Source organism: Achromobacter deleyi (assembly GCF_016127315.1).
GTDB lineage: Bacteria > Pseudomonadota > Gammaproteobacteria > Burkholderiales > Burkholderiaceae_B > Achromobacter > Achromobacter insuavis_A.
Genome location: NZ_CP065997.1, coordinates 5676890 through 5696739, shown reverse-complemented (window position 1 = coordinate 5696739; position 19850 = coordinate 5676890). Strand labels below are relative to the sequence as shown.

22 protein-coding genes are annotated in these 19850 nt (G+C 67.5%); 17 read left to right on the top strand and 5 right to left on the bottom strand.

The genetic code is table 11. From position 1 onward, the window contains the following. Nucleotides 1–37 precede the first annotated feature (37 nt). Nucleotides 38–850, bottom strand: a complete 813-nt coding sequence (locus tag I6I07_RS25585) for a DeoR/GlpR family DNA-binding transcription regulator (protein ID WP_198484237.1) — start codon at nt 848–850, stop codon at nt 38–40. 188 nt (nt 851–1038) lie between these two features. Here I6I07_RS25585 and I6I07_RS25580 point away from each other — a divergent pair, with 188 nt between their 5' ends. From I6I07_RS25580 to I6I07_RS25540, 9 genes are all read left to right on the top strand, one after another. Beyond that, complete coding sequence (locus I6I07_RS25580; protein WP_198484236.1) at nt 1039–2124, top strand: ABC transporter ATP-binding protein; 1086 nt, start codon at nt 1039–1041, stop codon at nt 2122–2124. After that, on the top strand, nt 2124–3212 hold the full coding sequence (locus tag I6I07_RS25575) for an ABC transporter ATP-binding protein (protein WP_198484235.1): 1089 nt from the start codon (nt 2124–2126) through the stop codon (nt 3210–3212). The genes I6I07_RS25580 and I6I07_RS25575 overlap by 1 nt, the downstream gene beginning before the upstream one ends. After that, nucleotides 3209–4099 (top strand): carbohydrate ABC transporter permease, encoded by an 891-nt coding sequence (locus I6I07_RS25570; RefSeq protein WP_006385278.1) that lies wholly within the window; start codon nt 3209–3211, stop codon nt 4097–4099. The genes I6I07_RS25575 and I6I07_RS25570 overlap by 4 nt, the downstream gene beginning before the upstream one ends. Beyond that, nucleotides 4092–4904 carry a carbohydrate ABC transporter permease gene (locus tag I6I07_RS25565; protein ID WP_006385279.1) on the top strand — a complete coding sequence of 271 codons (813 nt, stop codon included), beginning with the start codon at nt 4092–4094 and terminating at the stop codon, nt 4902–4904. Before I6I07_RS25570 ends, I6I07_RS25565 begins: the two co-directional genes overlap by 8 nt. Nucleotides 4905–4919: 15 nt before the next feature. Next, nucleotides 4920–5228, top strand: coding sequence for a DUF2160 domain-containing protein (locus I6I07_RS25560; protein ID WP_105556852.1), 309 nt, complete (start codon nt 4920–4922; stop codon nt 5226–5228). A gap of 111 nt (nt 5229–5339) precedes the next feature. Beyond that, nucleotides 5340–7070: an ABC transporter substrate-binding protein gene (locus I6I07_RS25555; protein WP_198484234.1), complete on the top strand. Its 1731-nt coding sequence runs from the start codon at nt 5340–5342 to the stop codon at nt 7068–7070. Between the two features lie 113 nt (nt 7071–7183). Further along, nucleotides 7184–8089: a hypothetical protein gene (locus I6I07_RS25550; RefSeq protein WP_198484233.1), complete on the top strand. Its 906-nt coding sequence runs from the start codon at nt 7184–7186 to the stop codon at nt 8087–8089. 186 nt (nt 8090–8275) lie between these two features. Then, nucleotides 8276–8581 carry a DUF4148 domain-containing protein gene (locus I6I07_RS25545; RefSeq protein ID WP_198484232.1) on the top strand — a complete coding sequence of 102 codons (306 nt, stop codon included), beginning with the start codon at nt 8276–8278 and terminating at the stop codon, nt 8579–8581. Between the two features lie 30 nt (nt 8582–8611). Continuing rightward, on the top strand, nt 8612–8974 hold the full coding sequence (locus I6I07_RS25540) for a winged helix-turn-helix domain-containing protein (RefSeq protein WP_054487506.1): 363 nt from the start codon (nt 8612–8614) through the stop codon (nt 8972–8974). A 28-nt stretch (nt 8975–9002) separates the two neighbouring features. Here I6I07_RS25540 and I6I07_RS25535 read toward each other — a convergent pair whose 3' ends face one another. Further along, a complete protein-coding gene (locus tag I6I07_RS25535; RefSeq protein WP_198484231.1) occupies nt 9003–9455 on the bottom strand; it encodes a hypothetical protein in 453 nt (150 codons plus the stop codon). 243 nt (nt 9456–9698) lie between these two features. Between I6I07_RS25535 and I6I07_RS25530 the strand changes: the two genes are divergently transcribed. The 3 genes from I6I07_RS25530 to I6I07_RS25520 are packed head-to-tail and all read left to right on the top strand — an operon-like array spanning nt 9699 to nt 11906. Beyond that, nucleotides 9699–10943, top strand: coding sequence for a hypothetical protein (locus I6I07_RS25530; RefSeq protein WP_198484230.1), 1245 nt, complete (start codon nt 9699–9701; stop codon nt 10941–10943). Between the two features lies 1 nt (nt 10944). Further along, nucleotides 10945–11445: a helix-turn-helix domain-containing protein gene (locus I6I07_RS25525; protein WP_198484229.1), complete on the top strand. Its 501-nt coding sequence runs from the start codon at nt 10945–10947 to the stop codon at nt 11443–11445. Nucleotides 11446–11489: 44 nt separating this feature from the next. Then, a complete protein-coding gene (locus tag I6I07_RS25520) occupies nt 11490–11906 on the top strand; it encodes a VOC family protein (RefSeq protein ID WP_198484228.1) in 417 nt (138 codons plus the stop codon). A gap of 180 nt (nt 11907–12086) precedes the next feature. On the opposite strand, the gene I6I07_RS25515 is transcribed toward I6I07_RS25520, so the two are convergent. Then, nucleotides 12087–13241, bottom strand: coding sequence for a porin (locus I6I07_RS25515; RefSeq protein WP_198484227.1), 1155 nt, complete (start codon nt 13239–13241; stop codon nt 12087–12089). A gap of 201 nt (nt 13242–13442) precedes the next feature. Between I6I07_RS25515 and I6I07_RS25510 the strand changes: the two genes are divergently transcribed. Further along, entirely contained in the window at nt 13443–14402 is a 960-nt protein-coding gene (locus tag I6I07_RS25510; protein ID WP_198484226.1) for an alpha/beta hydrolase family protein, read from the top strand. A 54-nt stretch (nt 14403–14456) separates the two neighbouring features. Here I6I07_RS25510 and I6I07_RS25505 read toward each other — a convergent pair whose 3' ends face one another. Further along, a complete protein-coding gene (locus tag I6I07_RS25505) occupies nt 14457–14921 on the bottom strand; it encodes a hypothetical protein (RefSeq protein WP_198484225.1) in 465 nt (154 codons plus the stop codon). Between the two features lie 89 nt (nt 14922–15010). Between I6I07_RS25505 and I6I07_RS25500 the strand changes: the two genes are divergently transcribed. Together I6I07_RS25500 and I6I07_RS25495 are read left to right on the top strand one after the other, a co-directional pair. Next, nucleotides 15011–15646 carry a DUF2971 domain-containing protein gene (locus I6I07_RS25500; protein WP_198484224.1) on the top strand — a complete coding sequence of 212 codons (636 nt, stop codon included), beginning with the start codon at nt 15011–15013 and terminating at the stop codon, nt 15644–15646. Beyond that, complete coding sequence (locus tag I6I07_RS25495) at nt 15643–16986, top strand: hypothetical protein (protein WP_198484223.1); 1344 nt, start codon at nt 15643–15645, stop codon at nt 16984–16986. Before I6I07_RS25500 ends, I6I07_RS25495 begins: the two co-directional genes overlap by 4 nt. Before the next feature lie 67 nt (nt 16987–17053). Here the strand turns inward: I6I07_RS25495 and I6I07_RS25490 are convergent, their stop codons facing one another. After that, nucleotides 17054–18013, bottom strand: coding sequence for an NAD(P)/FAD-dependent oxidoreductase (locus tag I6I07_RS25490; protein WP_198484222.1), 960 nt, complete (start codon nt 18011–18013; stop codon nt 17054–17056). Between the two features lie 93 nt (nt 18014–18106). Here I6I07_RS25490 and I6I07_RS25485 point away from each other — a divergent pair, with 93 nt between their 5' ends. Together I6I07_RS25485 and I6I07_RS25480 are read left to right on the top strand one after the other, a co-directional pair. Continuing rightward, nucleotides 18107–18553, top strand: a complete 447-nt coding sequence (locus I6I07_RS25485) for an Rrf2 family transcriptional regulator (protein ID WP_006394665.1) — start codon at nt 18107–18109, stop codon at nt 18551–18553. 128 nt (nt 18554–18681) lie between these two features. Next, nucleotides 18682–19809: an acyl-CoA dehydrogenase family protein gene (locus I6I07_RS25480; RefSeq protein WP_198484221.1), complete on the top strand. Its 1128-nt coding sequence runs from the start codon at nt 18682–18684 to the stop codon at nt 19807–19809. Nucleotides 19810–19850 lie beyond the last annotated feature (41 nt).

The window sequence follows — 19850 nt, the reverse complement described above, 5'->3', positions numbered from 1 at the left end:
GTGGGGCGCAAGCGCCATGCCGGCCGGGTCAAGCCGGTCAGGCGGGTAGCTTGGCCGCGTTCGGCGCGGCGGCCACTTCGCAGCGCACGCCGGCGTCCAGCAGCACTTGCGCCAGCGGTTCCTGCGGGTGGGCGTCGGTGAAGAAGCGGTCGATCTGCGAGATGTGCGCCAGCTCCACCATGGCCTGGCGCTTGAATTTGCTGCTGTCGGCGGCCAGCCACACTTCGCGCGACTGTTCGATGATGGTGCGGGACACGCGCACTTCGCGGAAGTCGTAGTCGCGCAGCGTGCCGTCGGCCTCGATGCCGGAAATGCCGATCAGGCCGATGTCGACCCGGAACTGGCGGATGAAGTCCATGGTGGCCTCGCCGACGATGCCGCGGTCGCGCGAACGCACCACGCCGCCGGCGACGATGACTTCGCAGTCCGGGTTGTCGGAAAGGATGTCGGCCACGTGCAGGTTGTTGGTGATGACGCGCAGGCCGCGGTGGCGCAGCAGGGCGCGGGCGATGGCCTCGGTGGTGGTGCCGATGTTCAGGATCAGCGAGCAGCCGTCGGGCACGGCGCGGGCCACGGCTTCGGCGATGCGCTGCTTGCCGGCCGCGTGCAGCCCTTGGCGCTTGCGGTAGGCGATGTTCTCGATGGTCGACGCTTCGATGCGCACGCCGCCATGGAAGCGCGACAGCAGGCCGGCTTCGGACAGGATGTTGACGTCGCGACGCACGGTCTGCAGCGTGACGTCGAAGCGTTTGGCCAGCTCTTCGATCGTGGCCGAGCCTTGGGCTCGAACCATTTCGATCAAGGCGCTTTGTCGGGGATTCAGTGTCATGTTCGCATCATAAAACAACAAAAGCGAAAAATAATGACGCGCTGCAAGATTGTTTTTTTTTCGCTTCTTCGGTAAAACGCACAAAAAACGAAAGCTATCTGAAAGAAGAACCTGGACCGGCGCGTTCTCGCGCGCCGCAAGGGCCGCTGTACCGATGTACCGATGTCCGGCCTGAAAACCGGGGACGTATTAGAGGTAGAGGAGACCAGATGCAGCTGACCCTGGACAGGATAGGTTTGCGAGCCGGCTCGCAGACGCACCTGTATCCCATGAGCCTGGCCCCGGTGCCGGGCGCCATGACCGTTTTGCTGGGGGTGACCCTGGCGGGCAAGACATCGCTGATGCGCATCATGGCCGGGCTCGACCGGCCCACCGAGGGCCGGGTGCTGGCCGACGGCGCCGACGTGACCGGCGTGCCGGTGCGCCAGCGCAATGTCGCCATGGTGTACCAGCAGTTCATCAACTATCCGTCCATGACGGTGTTCGACAACATCGCCTCGCCGCTCAAGCTGCGCGGCGTGTCGGGCATCGCCGACAAGGTCGGGGCCATGGCCGCGCGCCTGCACATCGACCACCTGCTGGGCCGCCATCCGTCGGAACTGTCGGGCGGCCAGCAGCAGCGGGTGGCGCTGGCGCGGGCGCTGGTCAAGGACGCGCCGCTGATCCTGCTGGACGAACCGCTGGTCAACCTGGACTACAAGCTGCGCGAGGAACTGCGCGACGAGCTGTCGGCGCTGTTCGCCGAGGGCCGCTCGACCGTGGTCTACGCCACCACCGAGCCGGGCGAGGCGCTGCTGCTGGGCGGCCACACCGCCGTGCTGGACGCGGGCGAACTGCTGCAGTACGGACCGACCGCCGAGGTCTTCCACCGGCCCAATTCGATCCGCGTGGCGCGCGCCTTCAGCGATCCGCCCATGAACCTGTTCGCCGCGCAGCGCGGCGCCGACGGCTTCACGCTGCAGGGCGGCATCGCGGTCGCGCGGCCACTGCCGCCGGGCGCGGGCGGCGGGCTCACCGCCGGCCTGCGGGCGGGCGCGCTGGACGTGGCGGCGCGTCCCGGCCACATCGGCCTGGACGGCGTGGTCAAGCTGGCCGAGATCTCGGGGTCCGACACCTTCGTGCACGCCGAGACGGCCGCCGGCGACGTGGTCGCGCAGCTGCCGGGCGTGCATCGCTACACACTGGAGCAGCGCCTGACGCTGTACTTCGACCCGGCCCAGACCTACGCCTTCGGCGCCGACGGCGCCTTGCTGGCGGCCCCCGCCCGGCCGCACGCCAGCGGAGGGATGGCCTGATGGCGCAGATCGAGCTGGACCTCTCCCATTCCTACGTCGCCCATCCCCAGGCCGACGAGGACTACGCGCTGCTGCCGCTGAAATTCACCTTCCGCGACGGCGGCGCCTACGCCTTGCTGGGCCCCTCGGGCTGCGGCAAGACCACCTTGCTCAATTGCGTCTCGGGCCTGTTGCGGCCGTCGCATGGCCGCATCCTGTTCGACGGCCAGGACGTCACCAACAGGACGCCGCAGGCGCGCAACATCGCCCAGGTGTTCCAGTTCCCGGTGGTGTACGACACCATGACCGTGGCCGAGAACCTGGCGTTCCCGCTGCGCAACCGCGGCGTGCCGGCCAAACAGATCCGCGAACGCGTCGGCCGCATCGCCGAGATGCTGGAGATGTCGCAGGTGCTGGACCGCCGCGCCAGCGGCCTGACGGCGGACGCCAAGCAGAAGATCTCGCTGGGCCGCGGCCTGGTGCGCAACGACGTGTCGGCGGTGCTGTTCGACGAACCGCTGACCGTGATCGACCCGCAACTGAAGTGGGAACTGCGCCGCAAGCTCAAGGAAATCCACCACGAGTTCAAGCTGACGCTGATCTACGTCACGCACGACCAGACCGAGGCGTTGACCTTCGCCGACCAGGTGATGGTGATGGCGCGCGGCCGCGCGGTGCAGGTGGGCAGCGCCGATGACCTGTTCGAGCGTCCCGCCCACACCTTCGTCGGCCATTTCATCGGCTCGCCCGGCATGAACTTCCTGCCGGCGCAATGGCGCGATGGCGGCCTGGCGGTGGGGCAGCGCCGCGTCGACGGCGTGCCCGATGCGATGGCCGCCAGGCTGGCCGACGCCGGCCCGGTCAAGCTGGGCGTGCGGCCGGAGTACCTGCGACTGGCCGACGCCGGTGCGTCCGGCGCCATCCCGGCCACGGTCCAACGGGTGCAGGACGTGGGCACCTACACCTTGCTGCTGGCCGACTTCGAGGGCACGCCGCTGCGCGCCCGCCTGGGCACCGACGCCGCCTCGATCGCGCCCGGCGCCACGGTGTGGCTGTCGGCGCTCAATCCGCATACCTGCTTCTACCGCGACGAGGAGCTGATCCGATGAAACCGATCGATCACCGGGCCTGGTTCCTGGTCCTGCCCGTGGTGCTGTGCGTGGCGTTCTCGGCCATCCTGCCGCTGATGACCATCGTCAATTACTCGGTGCAGGACATCATCTCGCCCGAGCGCCGCGTGTTCGTCGGCACCGAATGGTTCGCCGCGGTGCTGCAGGACGAGGAGCTGCACGGCGCGCTGCTGCGCCAGATCGGCTTTTCGCTGGCGGTGCTGGCCATCGAGATCCCGCTGGGCATCCTGCTGGCGCTGTCGATGCCGGCCAGCGGCTGGCGCGCCTCGGCGGTGCTGGTCATCATCGCGCTGTCGCTGCTGATTCCGTGGAACGTGGTGGGCACCATCTGGCAGGTGTTCGGGCGCACCGACATCGGCTTGCTGGGCGCGACGCTGTCGTGGCTGGGGGTGGACTACAACTACACCGGCAATGACCTCGACGCCTGGGTCACGGTGCTGGTGATGGACGTCTGGCACTGGACGCCGCTGGTGGCGTTGCTGTGCTATGCCGGCCTGCGCGCCATTCCCGACGCCTATTACCAGGCCGCGCGCATCGACGGCGCCTCGCGCCTGGCGGTGTTCCGCTACATCCAGCTGCCCAAGATGCGCGGCGTGCTGATGATCGCGGTGCTGCTGCGCTTCATGGACAGCTTCATGATCTACACCGAGCCGTTCGTGCTGACCGGCGGCGGGCCGGGCAACGCCACCACCTTCCTGTCGCAGTACCTGACGCAGAAGGCCGTGGGCCAGTTCGACCTGGGCCCGGCGGCGGCGTTCTCGATCATCTACTTCCTGATCATCCTGCTGCTCTGCTTCATTCTGTACAACTGGATGCAGCGCGCCGGCACCACCGGCGGTTTCGACGAGGAGCGCGCCAATGCGTGAGCAATCGACCTGGTGGCGCGGCGCCTTCCTGGCGCTGTACCTGGTGTTCGCCATCCTGCCGCTGTACTGGATGCTGAACATGTCGTTCAAGACCAATACCGAGATCGTCAGCACCCTGACGCTGTGGCCGCGCGATTTCACGCTGGAGCACTACCGCACCATCTTCACCGATCCGGCCTGGTATTCGGGCTACATCAACTCGCTGATCTACGTGGTCATCAACACGGTCATCTCGCTGGCCGTGGCGCTGCCTGCGGCCTACGCGTTCTCGCGCTACCGCTTCATCGGCGACAAGCACGTGTTCTTCTGGCTGCTGACCAACCGCATGACGCCGCCGGCGGTGTTCCTGCTGCCGTTCTTCCAGCTGTACAGCTCGTTCGGGCTGATGGACACGCACCTGGCGGTGGCGCTGGCCCACCTGGTGTTCAACGTGCCGCTGGCGGTGTGGATCCTGGAGGGCTTCATGTCCGGCGTGCCGCGCGAGATCGACGAGACCGCCTACGTGGACGGCTATTCGTTCCCGCGCTTTTTCCTGACGATCTTCCTGCCGCTGATCAAATCGGGCGTGGGCGTGGCGGCGTTCTTCTGCTTCATGTTCAGCTGGGTCGAGCTGCTGCTGGCGCGCACGCTGACCTCGGTCAACGCCAAGCCCATCGTCGCCACCATGACGCGCACGGTCTCGGCCTCGGGCATGGACTGGGGCGTGCTGGCGGCGGCCGGGGTGCTGACCATCGTGCCCGGCGGCATCGTCATCTGGTTCGTGCGGCACTACATCGCGAAGGGCTTCGCGATGGGCCGGGTCTGAGGGGGAGGGCGCCACATGTTCAGCTGGATGGTATGGACCACCCCCGTCGCCGTGTTCTTCACCTGCATCGTGCTGATGCTGGTGGGCATGACGGTCTGGGAACTGAAATCGCCCACGGTCGAGCGCAAGGGCTTCCTGCCGCTGCGCACGACCCGCGGCGACCGCCTCTTCATCGGCCTGATGGCCGCGGCCTGGCTCAACCTGGCATTCCTGGGGTTCGGGCAGAAGGCGGTGGAATGGTTTTCGCTGGACGAGCCGCCATCGGTGTGGATCAGCTTCGTGCTGTCCATGCTGCTGCTGGCCTTCATCATGAGGAAAGGCTGACGGGGCGCAGACCCCGCGCGATATCAGCGGTTTGGAAGGACGATCGGCCAATGTCTTCCCCGGCCAGAAGTCCGCAGCACCACAGGGGAAGACTTATCGAGGAGACAGGTCATGAAATTGCGCATGCACGCCATGGCGGCCGCCATCGCCCTGATCGGGACGTCAGGAGCCTGGGCCGGCGAGCCGGAAGCAAAGAAGTGGGTCGATTCGGAATTCCAGCCATCGACCCTGTCCAAAGACCAGCAGATGGCCGAGATGAAGTGGTTCATCGAGGCCGCCGCCAAGCTCAAGGCCAAGGGCGTCAACGAAATCAACGTGGTGTCGGAGACCATCACCACCCACGAGTACGAGTCCAAGGTGCTGGCCAAGGCCTTCGCCGAGATCACCGGCATCAAGGTCAACCATGACCTGATCCAGGAAGGCGACGTGGTCGAGAAGCTGCAGACCTCGATGCAGTCGGGCAAGTCGATCTACGACGGCTGGATCTCCGACTCCGACCTGATCGGCACCCACTACCGCTACGGCGCCATCCTGCCGCTGTCCGACTACATGGCCGGCGCCGGCAAGGAATGGACCAACCCGGGCCTGGACCTGAAGGACTTCATCGGCACCAAGTTCACCACGGCGCCGGACGGCAAGCTCTACCAGCTGCCCGACCAGCAGTTCGCCAACGTCTACTGGTTCCGCGCCGACTGGTTCGCGCGCCAGGACCTGAAGGACAAGTTCAAGGCCAAGTACGGCTACGACCTGGGCGTGCCGACCAACTGGTCCGCCTACGAGGACATCGCCGAGTTCTTCTCCAACGACGTCAAGGAGATCGACGGCAAGAAGGTCTATGGCCACATGGACTACGGCAAGAAGGACCCGTCGCTGGGCTGGCGCTTCACCGACGCGTGGCTGTCGATGGCCGGCGCCGCCGACAAGGGCCTGCCCAACGGCATGCCGGTGGACGAGTGGGGCATCCGCGTGGCCGACGACAAGTGCACGCCGGTGGGCGCCTCGGTGGCGCGCGGCGGCGCCACCAACAGCCCGGCCGCGGTCTACGCTTTGACCAAGTACGTCGACTGGATGAAGAAGTACGCGCCGCAGCAGGCCATGGGCATGACCTTCTCGGAATCCGGTCCGGTGCCCGCGCAGGGCCAGATCGCCCAGCAGATCTTCTGGTACACGGCCTTCACCGCTGACATGACCAAGAAGGGCCTGCCGGTGGTCAACGAGGACGGCACGCCCAAGTGGCGCATGGCGCCGTCGCCGTACGGCCCGTACTGGAAGGACGGCATGCAGAACGGCTACCAGGACGTCGGTTCGTGGACCTTCTTCAAGTCCACCAATCCCGACAAGATGGCGGCCGCCTGGCTGTACGCCCAGTTCGTCACGGCCAAGTCGGTGTCGCTGAAGAAGTCGATCACCGGCCTGACTTTCATCCGCGACAGCGACATCCACAGCGACTACTTCAGCAAGAACGCGGCCAACTATGGCGGCCTGATCGAGTTCTACCGCAGCCCCGCGCGCGTGGCCTGGACGCCGACCGGCAACAACGTGCCGGACTACCCCAAGCTGGCGCAGCTGTGGTGGAAGAACGTCGCCACCGCCGTCACCGGCGAAAAGACGCCGCAGGCCGCGATGGACAACCTGGCCAACGAAATGGACCAGGTGATGGCGCGCCTTGAACGGGCCGGCATGGCGCAATGCGCGCCCAAGCTGAACGCCAAGGGCGATCCGAACAAGTGGCTGTCGGACCAGCACGCGCCGTGGAAGAAGCTGGGCAATGAAAAGCCCAAGGGCGAAACGGTGGCGTATGAACAGCTGCTGGAGGCCTGGAAGGCGGGGAAGGTTAGGTAAATTCACCGCAATCGAAAAACGCCGCAGAAATGCGGCGTTTTTATTTATGGTGGCAAGATTTTTGTTTATTAGAATGGTATTGTTTTGTTTTTAAATAATTAGTAGGATTTTGTATGCCATTGCCGAAGGCTCTTGAAGGGGACCGTTGGACTGAAGAAATTGCCAGGAAGATGTTGCCGTTGCTAGTCTGGTGTGCTGAAAACGAGAAGAGAATCACCTATGGGCAGCTAGATTCTGAACTTCAGAGAAGGGGGCTGGGACACCACGTGAATGTGGTTGTGTACGGTCACCCCGCAGGAGCAATCGGGGACGCCATGATTGAAACCGAACAAGAGACAGGAGTGAAACATCCGCCAATTAATGCACTGATTGTGAACGCAAAGTCCGGCATTCCTGGTAGCGGTTGTGATTACTACATTACCAATCATCTGCAGGGGAGACCTACGAGAGACCTTAGCGACGACGATCGGAAGTCGATGGCCGAGGATACCTTTGAGGAGATTTGGCAGTTTGAAGGATGGCGCAGGGTATTGGCTGACTATGGCTTGCAGCCGCTGCATGGCGGTATCCCAGCACTTATGGACGAAGTAACCGAACCGGGGGCGCCGGTCAAGTCGGGATGGTCTAACGAACCCGAAAGCGAATCTCATCGAAAGCTGAAGGAGTGGGTCGCAGCTCATCCGGAGGTGTTGCTTTCGAAAATCAAGTTCTCAAAAGGGAAGACGGAGTGGCTATTTGGCTCCGCTGACCGGGTTGACGTAATGTTCCAGCATGAAAAAGGTTCAATCGCCGTTGAAGTGAAGTCCGAAATCTCCAATGAGGCTGACTTGGAAAGAGGCATTTATCAGTGTGTGAAATACCGCGCACTATTACGTGCCGAATTGAAAGTCAAAAATTTGATTCCCAATGGGAAGGCTGTTCTCATTACATCCAAAAGATTTTCGCCACGGCTTCAACAGGTTGCAGACATTCTGGGAGTGCCTGTTATTTTCGTGTCGAAAAAAGAGGTTGAAATTTAGTCGCGCAGTCGAATATCAGTAGAACGAAGAAAAGGATAAAGGGTAAACAGCAATCACCGTGTTTTCGTCGGTTGAGTGTGACCTCACAACCTTTCAAAAACGTAATCCCCTTATCCGCTTTCTGTCTGCATCGCCTTCCTAGAATGAATCCCGTGCAGTCCCCCCCACGATTCATAGGAGTGAAGCATGCAGATTCTTCGTAAAACCGCACTGATCCTGGCCCTGGCGGCGGGCGTTTCCGGCACGGCGCTGGCCCAGCAGGCGCCGTCCTCGGCCCTGACCAGCCCCTATGGCGCGTCGCTCTCGCGCGCCGAGGTGCTGGCCGACCTGGCGCTGTGGAAGCGCGCCGGCGTGGACCGGTTCTGGCGCGGCGAGGCCACGCCGGACATCTACAGTCCCGAGTACAAGGCGGCGTTCTCGGAGTATGTGCGGCTGCGCTCGGGCCCTGACTACCAGGCCGAAGTGCAGCGCCAGAACGAGAGCCGCCGATAGCCGCGCCCGCGGCATCGGGGCATCCCTGAAATGGGTCACGTCCTGCTGACGTGCATGCCCGAGTCCGGCGACAGGCTGCAATTCGCGGACCTGGAGCTGGACCTGCTGCGCTGTCGCGCGTACCGGGATGGCGAGCCGCTGCTGTTGACGCCGAAGGAGTTCGGGCTGCTCGCCATGCTCATGGGCAGCCCGGGCGCGGTGTTCACCAGCTGGCAACTGGCCGAGTCGGTCTGGAAGGCCAGGGCGCCGGGCCTGGGCGCGGGGCACGTCAAGTGCCAGGCCGTCGCGATCGCCATGCGTCGCCTGCGCAGGAAGGTCGATGGCGGCCGCCGGCCGCGCTTGCTGCACGTGATCCGCGGCGGCAGCTTCATGTTGGCCGCGGGGCCGCTGTGAGCGCGCCGGGGCGCAATGGCGCGGCGCTTCAGGCCGGCAACGCGCACCGCGCCAGGCAGTCCGCCTGCCAGGCGTGCTCGATGTCGAACGAGGCCGGATCCGACACCGCGCCGTAGCCGCCCTGGCCATAGACGGCGGCGTAGGCCGCGTACTCGGCCGCCCGCAGCGCCTTGCCGGCCAAGGCGCTGGCGACGGCATAGGTGGCCGACACCGCGGCATGGCCGCAGCCATCGATGGAGGTCGAACCGGGATGATGATTGGCCAGCGCCGCCGCGAGGGCGGCGGCCCGCGCCAGTTCTTCGGCGTCACAGGCGCCATCGAGATAGCGGCCCAGCACGGCCAGGCAGTCCAGCGCCCGCGGTTCCTCCAGCAGATGCTCGACGCGCTGGGTACAGGCGTGGCCGAAGGCCAGGCGCAACCGTTCGTTGCCGGGCGCATCCAGGTCGAGCTGGCGCGCCAGGCGTTCCAGGGCGATGTTCATGATCGGGCTCCTTGTCGTTACGCGCGGCGCCGCGGGAAGGCGGGCAGCGCGGCAGGCGCTGGCGGCCACGCCTGATCGCCAGGGCATTTTCCCGCCGTGGCTGTTGCGCTGTGAAGTGCAATTAATTGCCGGGTTGATGCAAAAAAACCATGAAAGCGCGGGCTCCTACTGGGCGCGGCAGGGCCTGCGGTATGCTGGGCGCTTTCCAGTACCGGCCGCGCTCGTCGCGGCCCGCCAGCACGCATGTCCAAGAGCACGAACACGGTGGCCGCCACGATCGAAGGCCGCATCGACAAGTTCCGGGAGGCGGTGCCGCGGGTGCGCGGCCAGGTGTTCCTGCGGGTGAACGGCGTGCCGGTCAACGGCGCCTTCGAAGACCCGGCCGATATCCGCACGCTGCGGGGATTGGCGTTGCAGGCCACGCCGGTGCGCGTCGGCGTGATCGAGGGCGGCGCGGGCGGCTTGCGCCATTTTTCCTGGCTGAATGCGGGGCAGGGGCGGGGCGTGCCGCCGCGCTACTACGTCGATCAGCGGCGCCGCGCCTGGCGCGGCATCGGCATCAGCCTGGCGGTCGCGGCGGCGGCAGGGGCGTTGGCCTGGCTGCTCGATCTGTCGTCCTTCGCGCAGGTGCTGGGCCTGGTGCTGGCGCTGACGGTGGCCCTGGTCGCCGTGCTGCTGGCGGGGTTCTCGTTGTACGGCTTGTGGCACAACCGCCTGCACCGGGCGGCGATCCTGCGCAGCGAGGCGCTTTACCGCGAACTCCTGAAGACGCCCGTCGCGGCGGCCGCCCCGCCGGCCTCGCCGCCGGCCGACCCTGCGCGGGGCGAGGGCGAGACGCTGATCACCGACGCGGCGCCCGAGATCCTGCTGGTGCGCGGCGCCCTGGCTGGCCTGACGCACGAGGCCAGGCCCTCGATGCGCACCGCGCCCGCCTATGGCATCTACCGCTTCCAGGTGGGCGCGCGCCGTTTCGTCATGTATGTCGCCGAGAACTTCGGCGATGCAATGCCATTCCTGGCCGAGGGCGACCAGGTGGAGCTGGCCGCCTACGCCGGCCAGCTCAGCGGCGCCGGGCCGGACCAGCTGGTCTACGGCCTGCGCAACCGGGAAGACGAGCGCGTCTATGTCTGCCATCACTACTTCCGCAGCGCCTTCACCGACATCGCGCCGGTGGGCGTGGGCCTGAAGCAGCGCGTGCCGCTGTTGACGCTGCTGGCCGTGTTGCTGCTGGTGTGCTGGCTGGTGGTGGTGGCGGTGCTGGCGACTTCCAGCTCGCCGTCCAGCCGCGAGACGGCGCCGGAGCTGGCGGCCGTGGTGTTCGCGTTTCTGCTGGCGGCATGGCTGTGTGTCGCGCTGCCGCTGCTGTTCCTGGATACGCGTTGGCGCATGGGCCGGCCGACGCGGCGCCAGCGCATCCTGGAACGGATCTATCGCGCGCTGGGCCTGGGCACGCCGTTCGCGCCCACAGCGGTGATCGAGGAAGTCTAGGATGCCGCGCCCGCGCGCCTTCCCGCCGGCGCGGGCCGTCGAGGAACCTTTGCAGGATCCGGCCTTGCTGCGCCGCCTGCTGCGCGCCAAGGACCGCATGGACGCTGCCTCGCACGAGGCGTGGCCGGTGGCGCGGCTGGCCGAGGTCAGCGGCGTGTCCGCCGCGTATTTCGCGCGCTCCTTCAAGCGGGCCTTCGGCCTGCCGCCGCACCGCTACCTGTTGACGCGGCGCATCGAGCAGGCCGTCGCGCTGCTGCGCGACACGGACCTGGCCATCACCGAGATCGCCTACGCGACCGGCTGGGAAAGCCTGGGCACCTTCGGCCGCATTTTCCACGACATCACGGGCCGCAGCCCCGGCGCCATGCGCGAGGCGGCGCGGGCCGGCATGGACGGGCTGGGGCTGGTGCCCGCCTGCGTGGTCAAGGCCGCGTCGCGGCCCGACCTGACCATCGCAGTTTTGGAGAAGCGCCGGCGCCAGGGCAAGGATAGAGTGCGCTGATCGACCCGCGTTGGGTCGCCAAACAACGTATCCAAGGAGTGGTCATGAGTGCAGGCATCAATGTCGTCGGCGTCTATGTGGACGACCAGGACGAGGCGCTGCGGTTCTACGTCGACAAGCTCGGCTTTCGCGTCCAAACGGACGTGGGCAACGGCCCGTACCGCTGGCTGACCGTCCAGCACCCGGAGCAGCCGTCGTTCCAGCTGGGCCTGTTCCGGCCCGGGCCGCCGGTTCATGACGAAGCCACGGCGCAGACCTTGCGCGCCATGGTCGCCAAGGGCGCGATGCCGCCGCTGGTGCTGGCGGTGGCCGACTGCCGCGCCAGCCATGCCCGCTTGCTGGCGCTGGGCGTGGAGTTCACGCAGGAACCGGTCGAACGGTACGGCAGCATCGATGCGGGGTTCCGGGATCCCGCCGGCAATGGCTGGAAGATGATCCAGGGGCCTGACGCGGCGGCCTGAAGCGGCCTCCTGCTGGCGGCTGCCCGAGGGCTGCCGGGCATCGCGGGCCCGTATCGAGGCGGGAAAAAAACGCGCGCCTTCGGGCAAGCCCGGCAGCGCGCGGCGACATACCACCCATCCCTTCGCGGAGGCGGGCGTCATCAACGGGATCTTGCGCAAAGGGGATCGCGCCGCCGGCGGTCAGAAGCGGTGGCGGATTCCCAGGTTCACCTCGGTCGCCTTGGCGTTGTCCAGGAAGGCCCAGTTCGTCGTATAGGACGCCACCGCGTATAGATCCGTGCGCTTGGACAGGTTGTAGTTGTAGCCCAGGCTATAGGTGTTGCTGGCCGCATCGCCGCCGGTCAGCTGCTTGCTGTTGGCGTCCGCCCGCTGCCAAGACGCGAAGGCGCCGCCCGATTTGCCGACCGGCGCCGCCAGCGCCAGCATGTAGGAGTTGGACCGGAAGCCCTTCGAGAACGCGTAGGACGGCGTGCCCGTGAAGGCGCCGATGCCGCTGCCACCGGGCAGGCTCTTGCCGGCGAACCAGCCGTCGGTGAGGCGGTTGTACGCCAGCGCCACCTTGACGACCTCGAAGTCATACGAACCGCCCACGATGTACGAACGCGGCGTGGCGTCGACCTGGCCCTGGGCCAGCTTGTTGGAGGCGTTGAGCTGGTCGTAGGTGGCAAAGCCCATCAGCGGGCCGTTGTCGTAGCGCAGGCCGGCGGTGATGGCGCGGGTGTTGTCGGCGGTGGCGAAGCCGGACTGGGCCGTCTTCTGGTCGTCGATGTTGAAGGCGTAGCCGACCGCGGCCCTGAAACCGCCCATCGACGGCGTCTCGTACACCACCAGGTTGTCGTAGCGCGGGAAGTAGGCCGAGCTGAAGCCCAGGCCGCCGCCGGTGTTCAGCTGGTTGAAGCCGCCGCCGAAAGTTGGCCCGAGCATGCCGCCGAAATAGCGCGTGGCGACGTTGTACTGGCGACCCAGGCGGACCTCGCCCCAGTCGGCGCTGCCGAGGCCGACGGTGGCTTCGCGGCCGAACAGGCGGCCGCTCTGCAGCGAACTGCCGTTGCGGCTGTCGAAACCCGACTCCAGCTGGAATACGGCGTACAGGCCGTCGCCCAGGTCCTCCTTGCCGCGCAGGCCCCAGCGCGAGCCGGCCGTGGTGCCGGTGGTCGTGCCGATGCGGCTGTTGTCGATGCTGCTGCGGCGGCCGGTGGCCGGGTCGGTGTAGCTGCCGTCGACGTTGGCGTAGCCGATGCCCGTGTCGATCAGGCCGTAGAGCGTGACCGAGGTTTGCGCGGACGCCGCGCCGGACAGCGCCATGGCGGCCGCGGCGGCGAATTGTTTTTTCATGGATGACACTCCGTAGGCTGGAAAACTCGAATGGCGCCGTGCGGTCGAAGGGCGGGCCTTCGGTTGCAGGGCGATTCGAAGTCTGCGCGGCCGCGATCGACAGTTCGCGAACATTAAAATGACAATATCGATCGCGTTGCCGTCGCGATACCGTCATCTTTTCCTGCCTGGGCCCCGCCCGCACCACCGTCCTTCGATTCCATGATCAAGCCTTTCCTGCGCGCCTGCTTCGCCCTGTCATTGCTCGCCACCGGCGCCGCGCACGCGGCCGGCTTCCAGCGGCTCAATCTGCCCATGGACATGAACGGCCCGGCGTTGCAGGGCGGCATCTGGTATCCGTGCGCCGCGCCCGCGCAGGACGTCGTCATCGGCCGCGTCACCCTGGCGGCGACGCCGGACTGCCCGATGCCTGACGGACCCAGGCCGCTCATCGTCATGTCGCACGGATCGGCCGGCTCGTACCTGGGGCATCACGACACCGCCGCGGCGCTGGCGGACGCGGGCTTCGTGGTGGCGGCGATCAACCACGTCGGCGACAACGCGGTGGACCGCTCGCGGCAGGGCTATCTGTCGATCTTCTCGACCCGGCCGCGCGAGATCCGGCGGCTGATCGACTACCTGACCGGCGCGTGGCCGCAGCGGGCGCGGCTGGACGGCGCGATCGGCTTCTTCGGGTTTTCGCGCGGCGGCTACACGGGGCTGGTGCTGGCGGGCGCGACGCCGGACTTCAAGCAGGGCCTGGGCCTCTGCGCCGACGAGCCCACGCTGCCGATGTGCCGCGACATCCGCGACGGCAAGGCGCCGGCGCAGCCGTACGTGAAGGATGCGCGCATCCAGGCCATGGTCATCGCCGACCCGCTCAACGCCTTCAGCGCCGATGCGCTCAAGGCGGTGTCGATCCCGGTGCAGCTATGGGCCTCGGAACAGGGCGGTGACGGTGTCACGCCGGCCAGCGTCGAGGCGGTGCGCCAGGGATTGCCGGCGCCCGAGTTCCACCAGGTCGCCGGCGCCGGCCATTTCGCCTTCCTGGCGCCGTGCTCGGCCGCGCTGACCGAGGCCGCGCCGGCGATTTGCCGCGATGCGGCGGGTTTCGACCGGGCGGCGTGGCACCGTGAATTCAACGCGGCGGTGGTCGCGTTCTTCAAGGCGACGCTGCGCTGAGCGGCGCCGGGCAAGCCGGCCTTCGATGACGGCCGTCTTGAAGGCCGCCGCCCGTTAGCGCGCGGAGTTCTGGCGGCTAGCCTGTTCGGCCCGCCGCCTGGCCGCCGCCTTCGGCCCGTCGCGCAGCGCGACGTAATTGCAGTAATGCGCGAAGTCTTTCTTGGCCAGCGCCAGGTACAACCCCGTCGCCACCATGGAGACGCTGCACACAAAGCGGTGCAGCCAGATGTCGATCGAGTAGGGCATCAGCGAGGTTGTCAGGTACATGACCAGCACGCCGAATCCCAGCAGCGATACCATCAGCAGCCAGCGCGCCCATTCGCTGCCACGGTACAGCCCGGCCAGCAGCAGCCCGGGCAGGATCAGCTTCACCAGCGGCGAGAGCTGGCCGCGCAGCAGCGGCAGGAGGTCATAGCTGAGGGTGACCAGCGTGCCTGCCAGGACGATGTACCAGAACCGCTTGCTGGTGGGCGCGTGGCGCCGGGGAGCCTGTCTTGCTTCGCCATTATTCTGCTGCATGGAGCCTCCTTTGGGTAACGGGCCAGTGTAACGTCGTGCCGGCGGCGATGCGGGTAGACTGGCGGCTGGGCACACACCGGAGCACCGCCTTGGCCACCTCGTTGCGCAGATACACCGAGCTTCCCTACCTGATCGACTACCTGCAGACGGGCGAGCTGGCGCTGCTCAATCCGAAGGCGTGGGACGACCGCAACGACTCGTTCTACATCGAGGAATACGCGCGCGCCAAGCGCCTGCTCGGCATCTACGCGCTGTGCATGGCCGAGGCCTCCGAGACCTATCACCACTGGCGCGTGTTCTCGAACGGCAGCGGCGGGGTCTGCATCGAGTTCGACAAGGAAAAGCTGGTGGAGCAACTGCGCGGCGTGCCCGACCTGCGGGCCGAGACGGTGCAGTACCGCACCATCAAGTCGCTGCGCGAGCAGCCGCCGGCCGAGGCCGACCTGCCGTTCCTCAAGCGCCACGCCTTTCGCGACGAAAAGGAGTTTCGCCTGTTCGTCTGCCGCAGGACGCGCGACACGCCGGTGCTGCGCATCCCGGTGGCGCCGGCGACCATCAAGCGCGTCACGCTCAGCCCATGGCTGCCGGCCACCGTCTGCGACCAGGTCAAGAAGGTGCTGAAGTCGATCAAGGGCTGCGAGAAGCTGCGCGTGTTCCGCTCGACTCTGGTGGACAACGAGGACTGGAAGAAATTCGCCAGCGCCGGCCGCAAGGAGCCGGCATGACGCAAGCCCGCGATACGGGCGCGCCGGCCGCGCTGTCGCCCGCGCAGATCGTCGACGCCTACGCGCGGCTGGGCTGGAAGAACAATGATCCGATGGGCCAGGTGCTGCGATTGCGCCGCGACGATCCGGCGGCGTTGGGAGAACTGGTCACGCTGTTCCTGGATCGCGGGCTGGAGCACGCCACCTTCATCGACGCCGCGCTGGACCTGATGGACGACGTCACCTACGCCGAGACCCTGCGGCGGGTGTGGCGGCGCGCGCGGGACGGCGAGACCGCCAAGGCGCTGGCCGAGGTGCTGGATTCGGCGGCGGTGCAGTGGCCCGGGCTGTTCGCCGGCGCCTGGCCGGCGTTGCTGGCGGCCGTTGAGGCCGGCGCGGGCGGGCCGCGCTTCAATGCCGACCACGCCTGGCGCGCGCTCGATGCCGAAACGGCGCGAGCATGGCTGGCGCAATTGCCGCCACGGATCGAAGGCGATTCGCCGGATTCATTGCGCGCCCGCGCCGTGTTGCACTCGCGGCAGCCGGAGACGGTGCTGCGCGTCTGGCGCCAGGCCTTCGCGGGAGGCGTGGATCCCGACGCCATCTATTGGCTGATGGAAGTGGGCTATGCCGACGAAGGCGGCCAGGCGCGTGCGCTGCACGGCGAGCGACCCCTGCACATCCGCTTCGACGCGGCGCAGCGCAAGCAGATGGCCGCCTCGCAACCCGAGTGGCGGCGCGAGATCCAGCGCCTGCATCCCAGCTGGGGTTTCCCGGGGGCCGAGGCCGCGCCTGCCGTCGCGCAGGGCCACATGGGCGGCACGCTCGCGGCCACCTGCGGCCTGTGCCACGGGCCGCTGCATCGCCTCTTGACGCTGCCCCAGCCCGTGCTGGCCGGCATCGATTGCCCAACGCCGCTGACGCTGGCCACCTGCCTGTCCTGCCAGGGGTGGGAACAGGACGGCCCGATCCTCTTCTTCCGCCACGACGGCGACGGCGCGCCGCAGGCGCATCCGTCGCAGCGCCAGGCCGAGCCGGTGACGCCGGAGTTTCCCGCCGAACCGCTGCGCGAGGCCGACGTGGCCTTGTTCCAGGCGCCGGCGCGCTGGGCCTGGCAGGACTGGGGCGAGTCCAACGGCCGCCAGAACCTGAGCCGCGTCGGCGGGCCGCCCAGCTGGGTGCAGTCCGCCGAATACCCCGCCTGCCCGGACTGCGAGCGGCGCATGTCGTTCGCGATGCAGCTGGATTCCGACCTGCCGCAGGCGGACGGCGGCGACTGGATGTGGGGCAGCGGCGGCTGCAACTACAGCTTCTGGTGCGGGCATTGCCGCGTCAGCGCGCATCTGTGGCAATGCACCTGAACGGCGGCCATGCGCCCGGACGCCGCGCGGCCGGCGGCCGCCGTCGCGGCGCGGTCCGCGCGCTCGCCTAGACGGGCCTGCCGTCCTGCGCCCGCCGGCATTTGGCGGGATCATCCTGCACCAGCGACTGGTGCACGCCGACGCCGGCCATGACGCCCGCGGCGCTGGCCAGGGTGGCGTTGCCCATCGCCGTGCTGGCGTCGCCCGCCGCGTAGACGCCGGGCACCGTGGTCTGCTTGAAATCATCGACGCGCAGGTACGGCCCCAGCGGCCCCTCATCGAAGGCGCAGCCCAGCTGCATCGCCAGCGGGCTGCTCATGTGCACGCGGCTGGCGACGAACAGCGCATTGACCAGCAGGCGGCGGCCGTCGGCCAGTTGCACCGCGTCGATGCGCGGCGCCGGGCCCAGCAATTGCGTCACCGGGGTGCGCTCGATGCGCACGCCGCGGGCGGTCAGCAGCGCGCTCTGTTCGGCATCCGGCTCGAACTCGCCCTGCGTGAAATAAGTGGTGGGGCCCCAATCGGGCAGCAGCGCGGCCTGATGCGACGACATGGGGTGGGCGGCCAGCACGCCCAGCGGCTGGTCGGCCACCTCATAGCCGTGGCAGTACGGGCAATGCAGCACCGTCTGGCCCCAGCGTTCGCGCAGGCCGGGCAGGGCGGGCAGTTCGTCGCGCACGCCGATGGCCAGGATCAGGCGGGCGGCGCGCAGTTCGCGGCCGTCCTCCATGACGACGCTGAAGCGTCCCGATTCGCCGCTGGCGCTGGCGGCGGTGCCGTCGATGAAATCCACGGTGCGGTAGGCGGCCAGCTGGGCGCGGCCCACGGCCACGATCTCGGCCGGCGTCTTGCCGTCCTGGCCCAGGAAGCCGTGGGAATGCGTGGAGAAGCGGTTGCGCGGCTGGCCGGCATCCACCAGGGCGATGCGGCGGCGGGCGCGGGCCAGTTGCATGGCGGCCGAGAGGCCGGCGAAGCTGCCGCCGATGATGACGGCGTCATAGCTGGAGAGCAGTTTTTCGGGCTTCATGGATTTCTCGATACTTTAGAAGTTGCATGATACGGCGATCCTGTCCGTTCATGCAACTTATAATGTTTCAAACCATGAACCAGGAGTCTTTCCATGCGCAGCGATAACCGCCTGTCCCGCATGCTGCACGTGCTGCTGCACATGGCGGAGCAGGATGCGCCGCTGACCTCCGAGACCATCGGCAAGATGCTCAACACCAATCCCGTGGTGGTGCGGCGCATGATGTCCGGCCTGCGCGAGCGCGGCTACGTGCAATCGGAAAAAGGCCACGGCGGCGGCTGGGTGCTGACGCGCCCGTTGTCCGAGCTGACCCTGCTGGACGTCTACCAGGCGCTGGGCGAGCCGCCGATCTTCGCCTTGGGGCTGGACCAGAGCGAACCGAAGTGCCTGGTGGAGCAGGCCGTCAACGCCGGGCTCGAGGGCGCGATGGCCGAGTCGCGCCGGCTGCTGCTGGAGCGCTTCGCCACGATCCGCATGGACCAGCTGGCGCAGGACTTCCACCGACGGCTCAAGCTGCATCCGCACTGCACGGAGCGCTAGCGGGCGCTGCCCCGGTGTATCCTCGCAATCGTGCCGCGCCCGCATCCCGGGCGGCCGGCCCGCGCAAGAGAACACGGACGGCGTCCACCCGCGCCAGTCCGGCACTGCCCGACCAGGAGACATCGAACATGCTATTGACCGAAGAACAGCTCAGCGTGCAGGACATGGCGCGCCGTTTCGCGCAGGAACGCCTGGCGCCGAATTCCGAACGCTGGGACCGCGAGCACCACTATCCGGCCGACGCCATCCGCGAGATGGCCGACCTCGGTTTCTTCGGCATGCTGGTGCCGGAGGAATGGGACGGCAACGCCAGCGGCTACCTGTCGTACGCCGTGGCGCTGGAAGAAATCGCGGCCGGCAACGGCGCCTGCTCGACCATCATGAGCGTGCACAACTCGGTCGCCTGCATGCCGATTTTGAAGTACGGCACCGACGCGCAAAAGGACCAGTTCCTGCGGCCGCTGGCCAGCGGCGCGCACATCGGCGGCTTCGCCCTGACCGAACCGCAGGCCGGTTCCGACGCCAGCAGCCTGCGCACCCGCGCGGTGCGCGACGGCGACCACTACGTGCTCAACGGCGCCAAGCAGTTCATCACCTCGGGCCGCACCGGGCAGCTGGTGATCGTGTTCGCGGTGACCGATCCGCAGGCCGGCAAGCGCGGCATCTCGGCCTTCATCGTGCCGACTGACACCCCGGGCTACGAGGTGGTGCGGGTCGAGGACAAGCTCGGCCAGCATCTGTCGGACACCTGCCAGATCGCCTTCGAGGACATGCGCATTCCCGCCGCGTGGCGGCTGGGCGAAGAGGGCGAGGGCTACAAGATCGCGCTGTCGAACCTGGAGGGCGGCCGCATCGGCATCGCCTCGCAGTCGGTCGGCATGGCGCGCGCCGCGTTCGAGTGCGCGCGCGACTATGCGCGCGACCGCCAGGCCTTCGGCAAGCCCATCATGGAGCATCAGGCGGTGTCGTTTCGGCTGGCCGACATGGCCACCCAGATCCACGCGGCGCGGCAGATGGTGCTGCACGCGGCGGCGTTGCGCGAGGCTGGCAGGCCGGCGCTGACCGAGGCCTCGATGGCCAAGCTGTTCGCCTCCGAGATGGCCGAGAAGGTCTGCTCGGCCGCGATCCAGACGCTGGGCGGCTACGGCTACCTGGCTGACTTCCCGGTGGGGCGCATCTACCGCGACGTGCGCGTGTGCCAGATCTACGAAGGCACCAGCGACATCCAGCGGCTGGTGATCGCGCGCGCCCTGTAAGCCGGCGCCGGCAGTGGCCGCCCACGCGGGCGTCGGCGAGC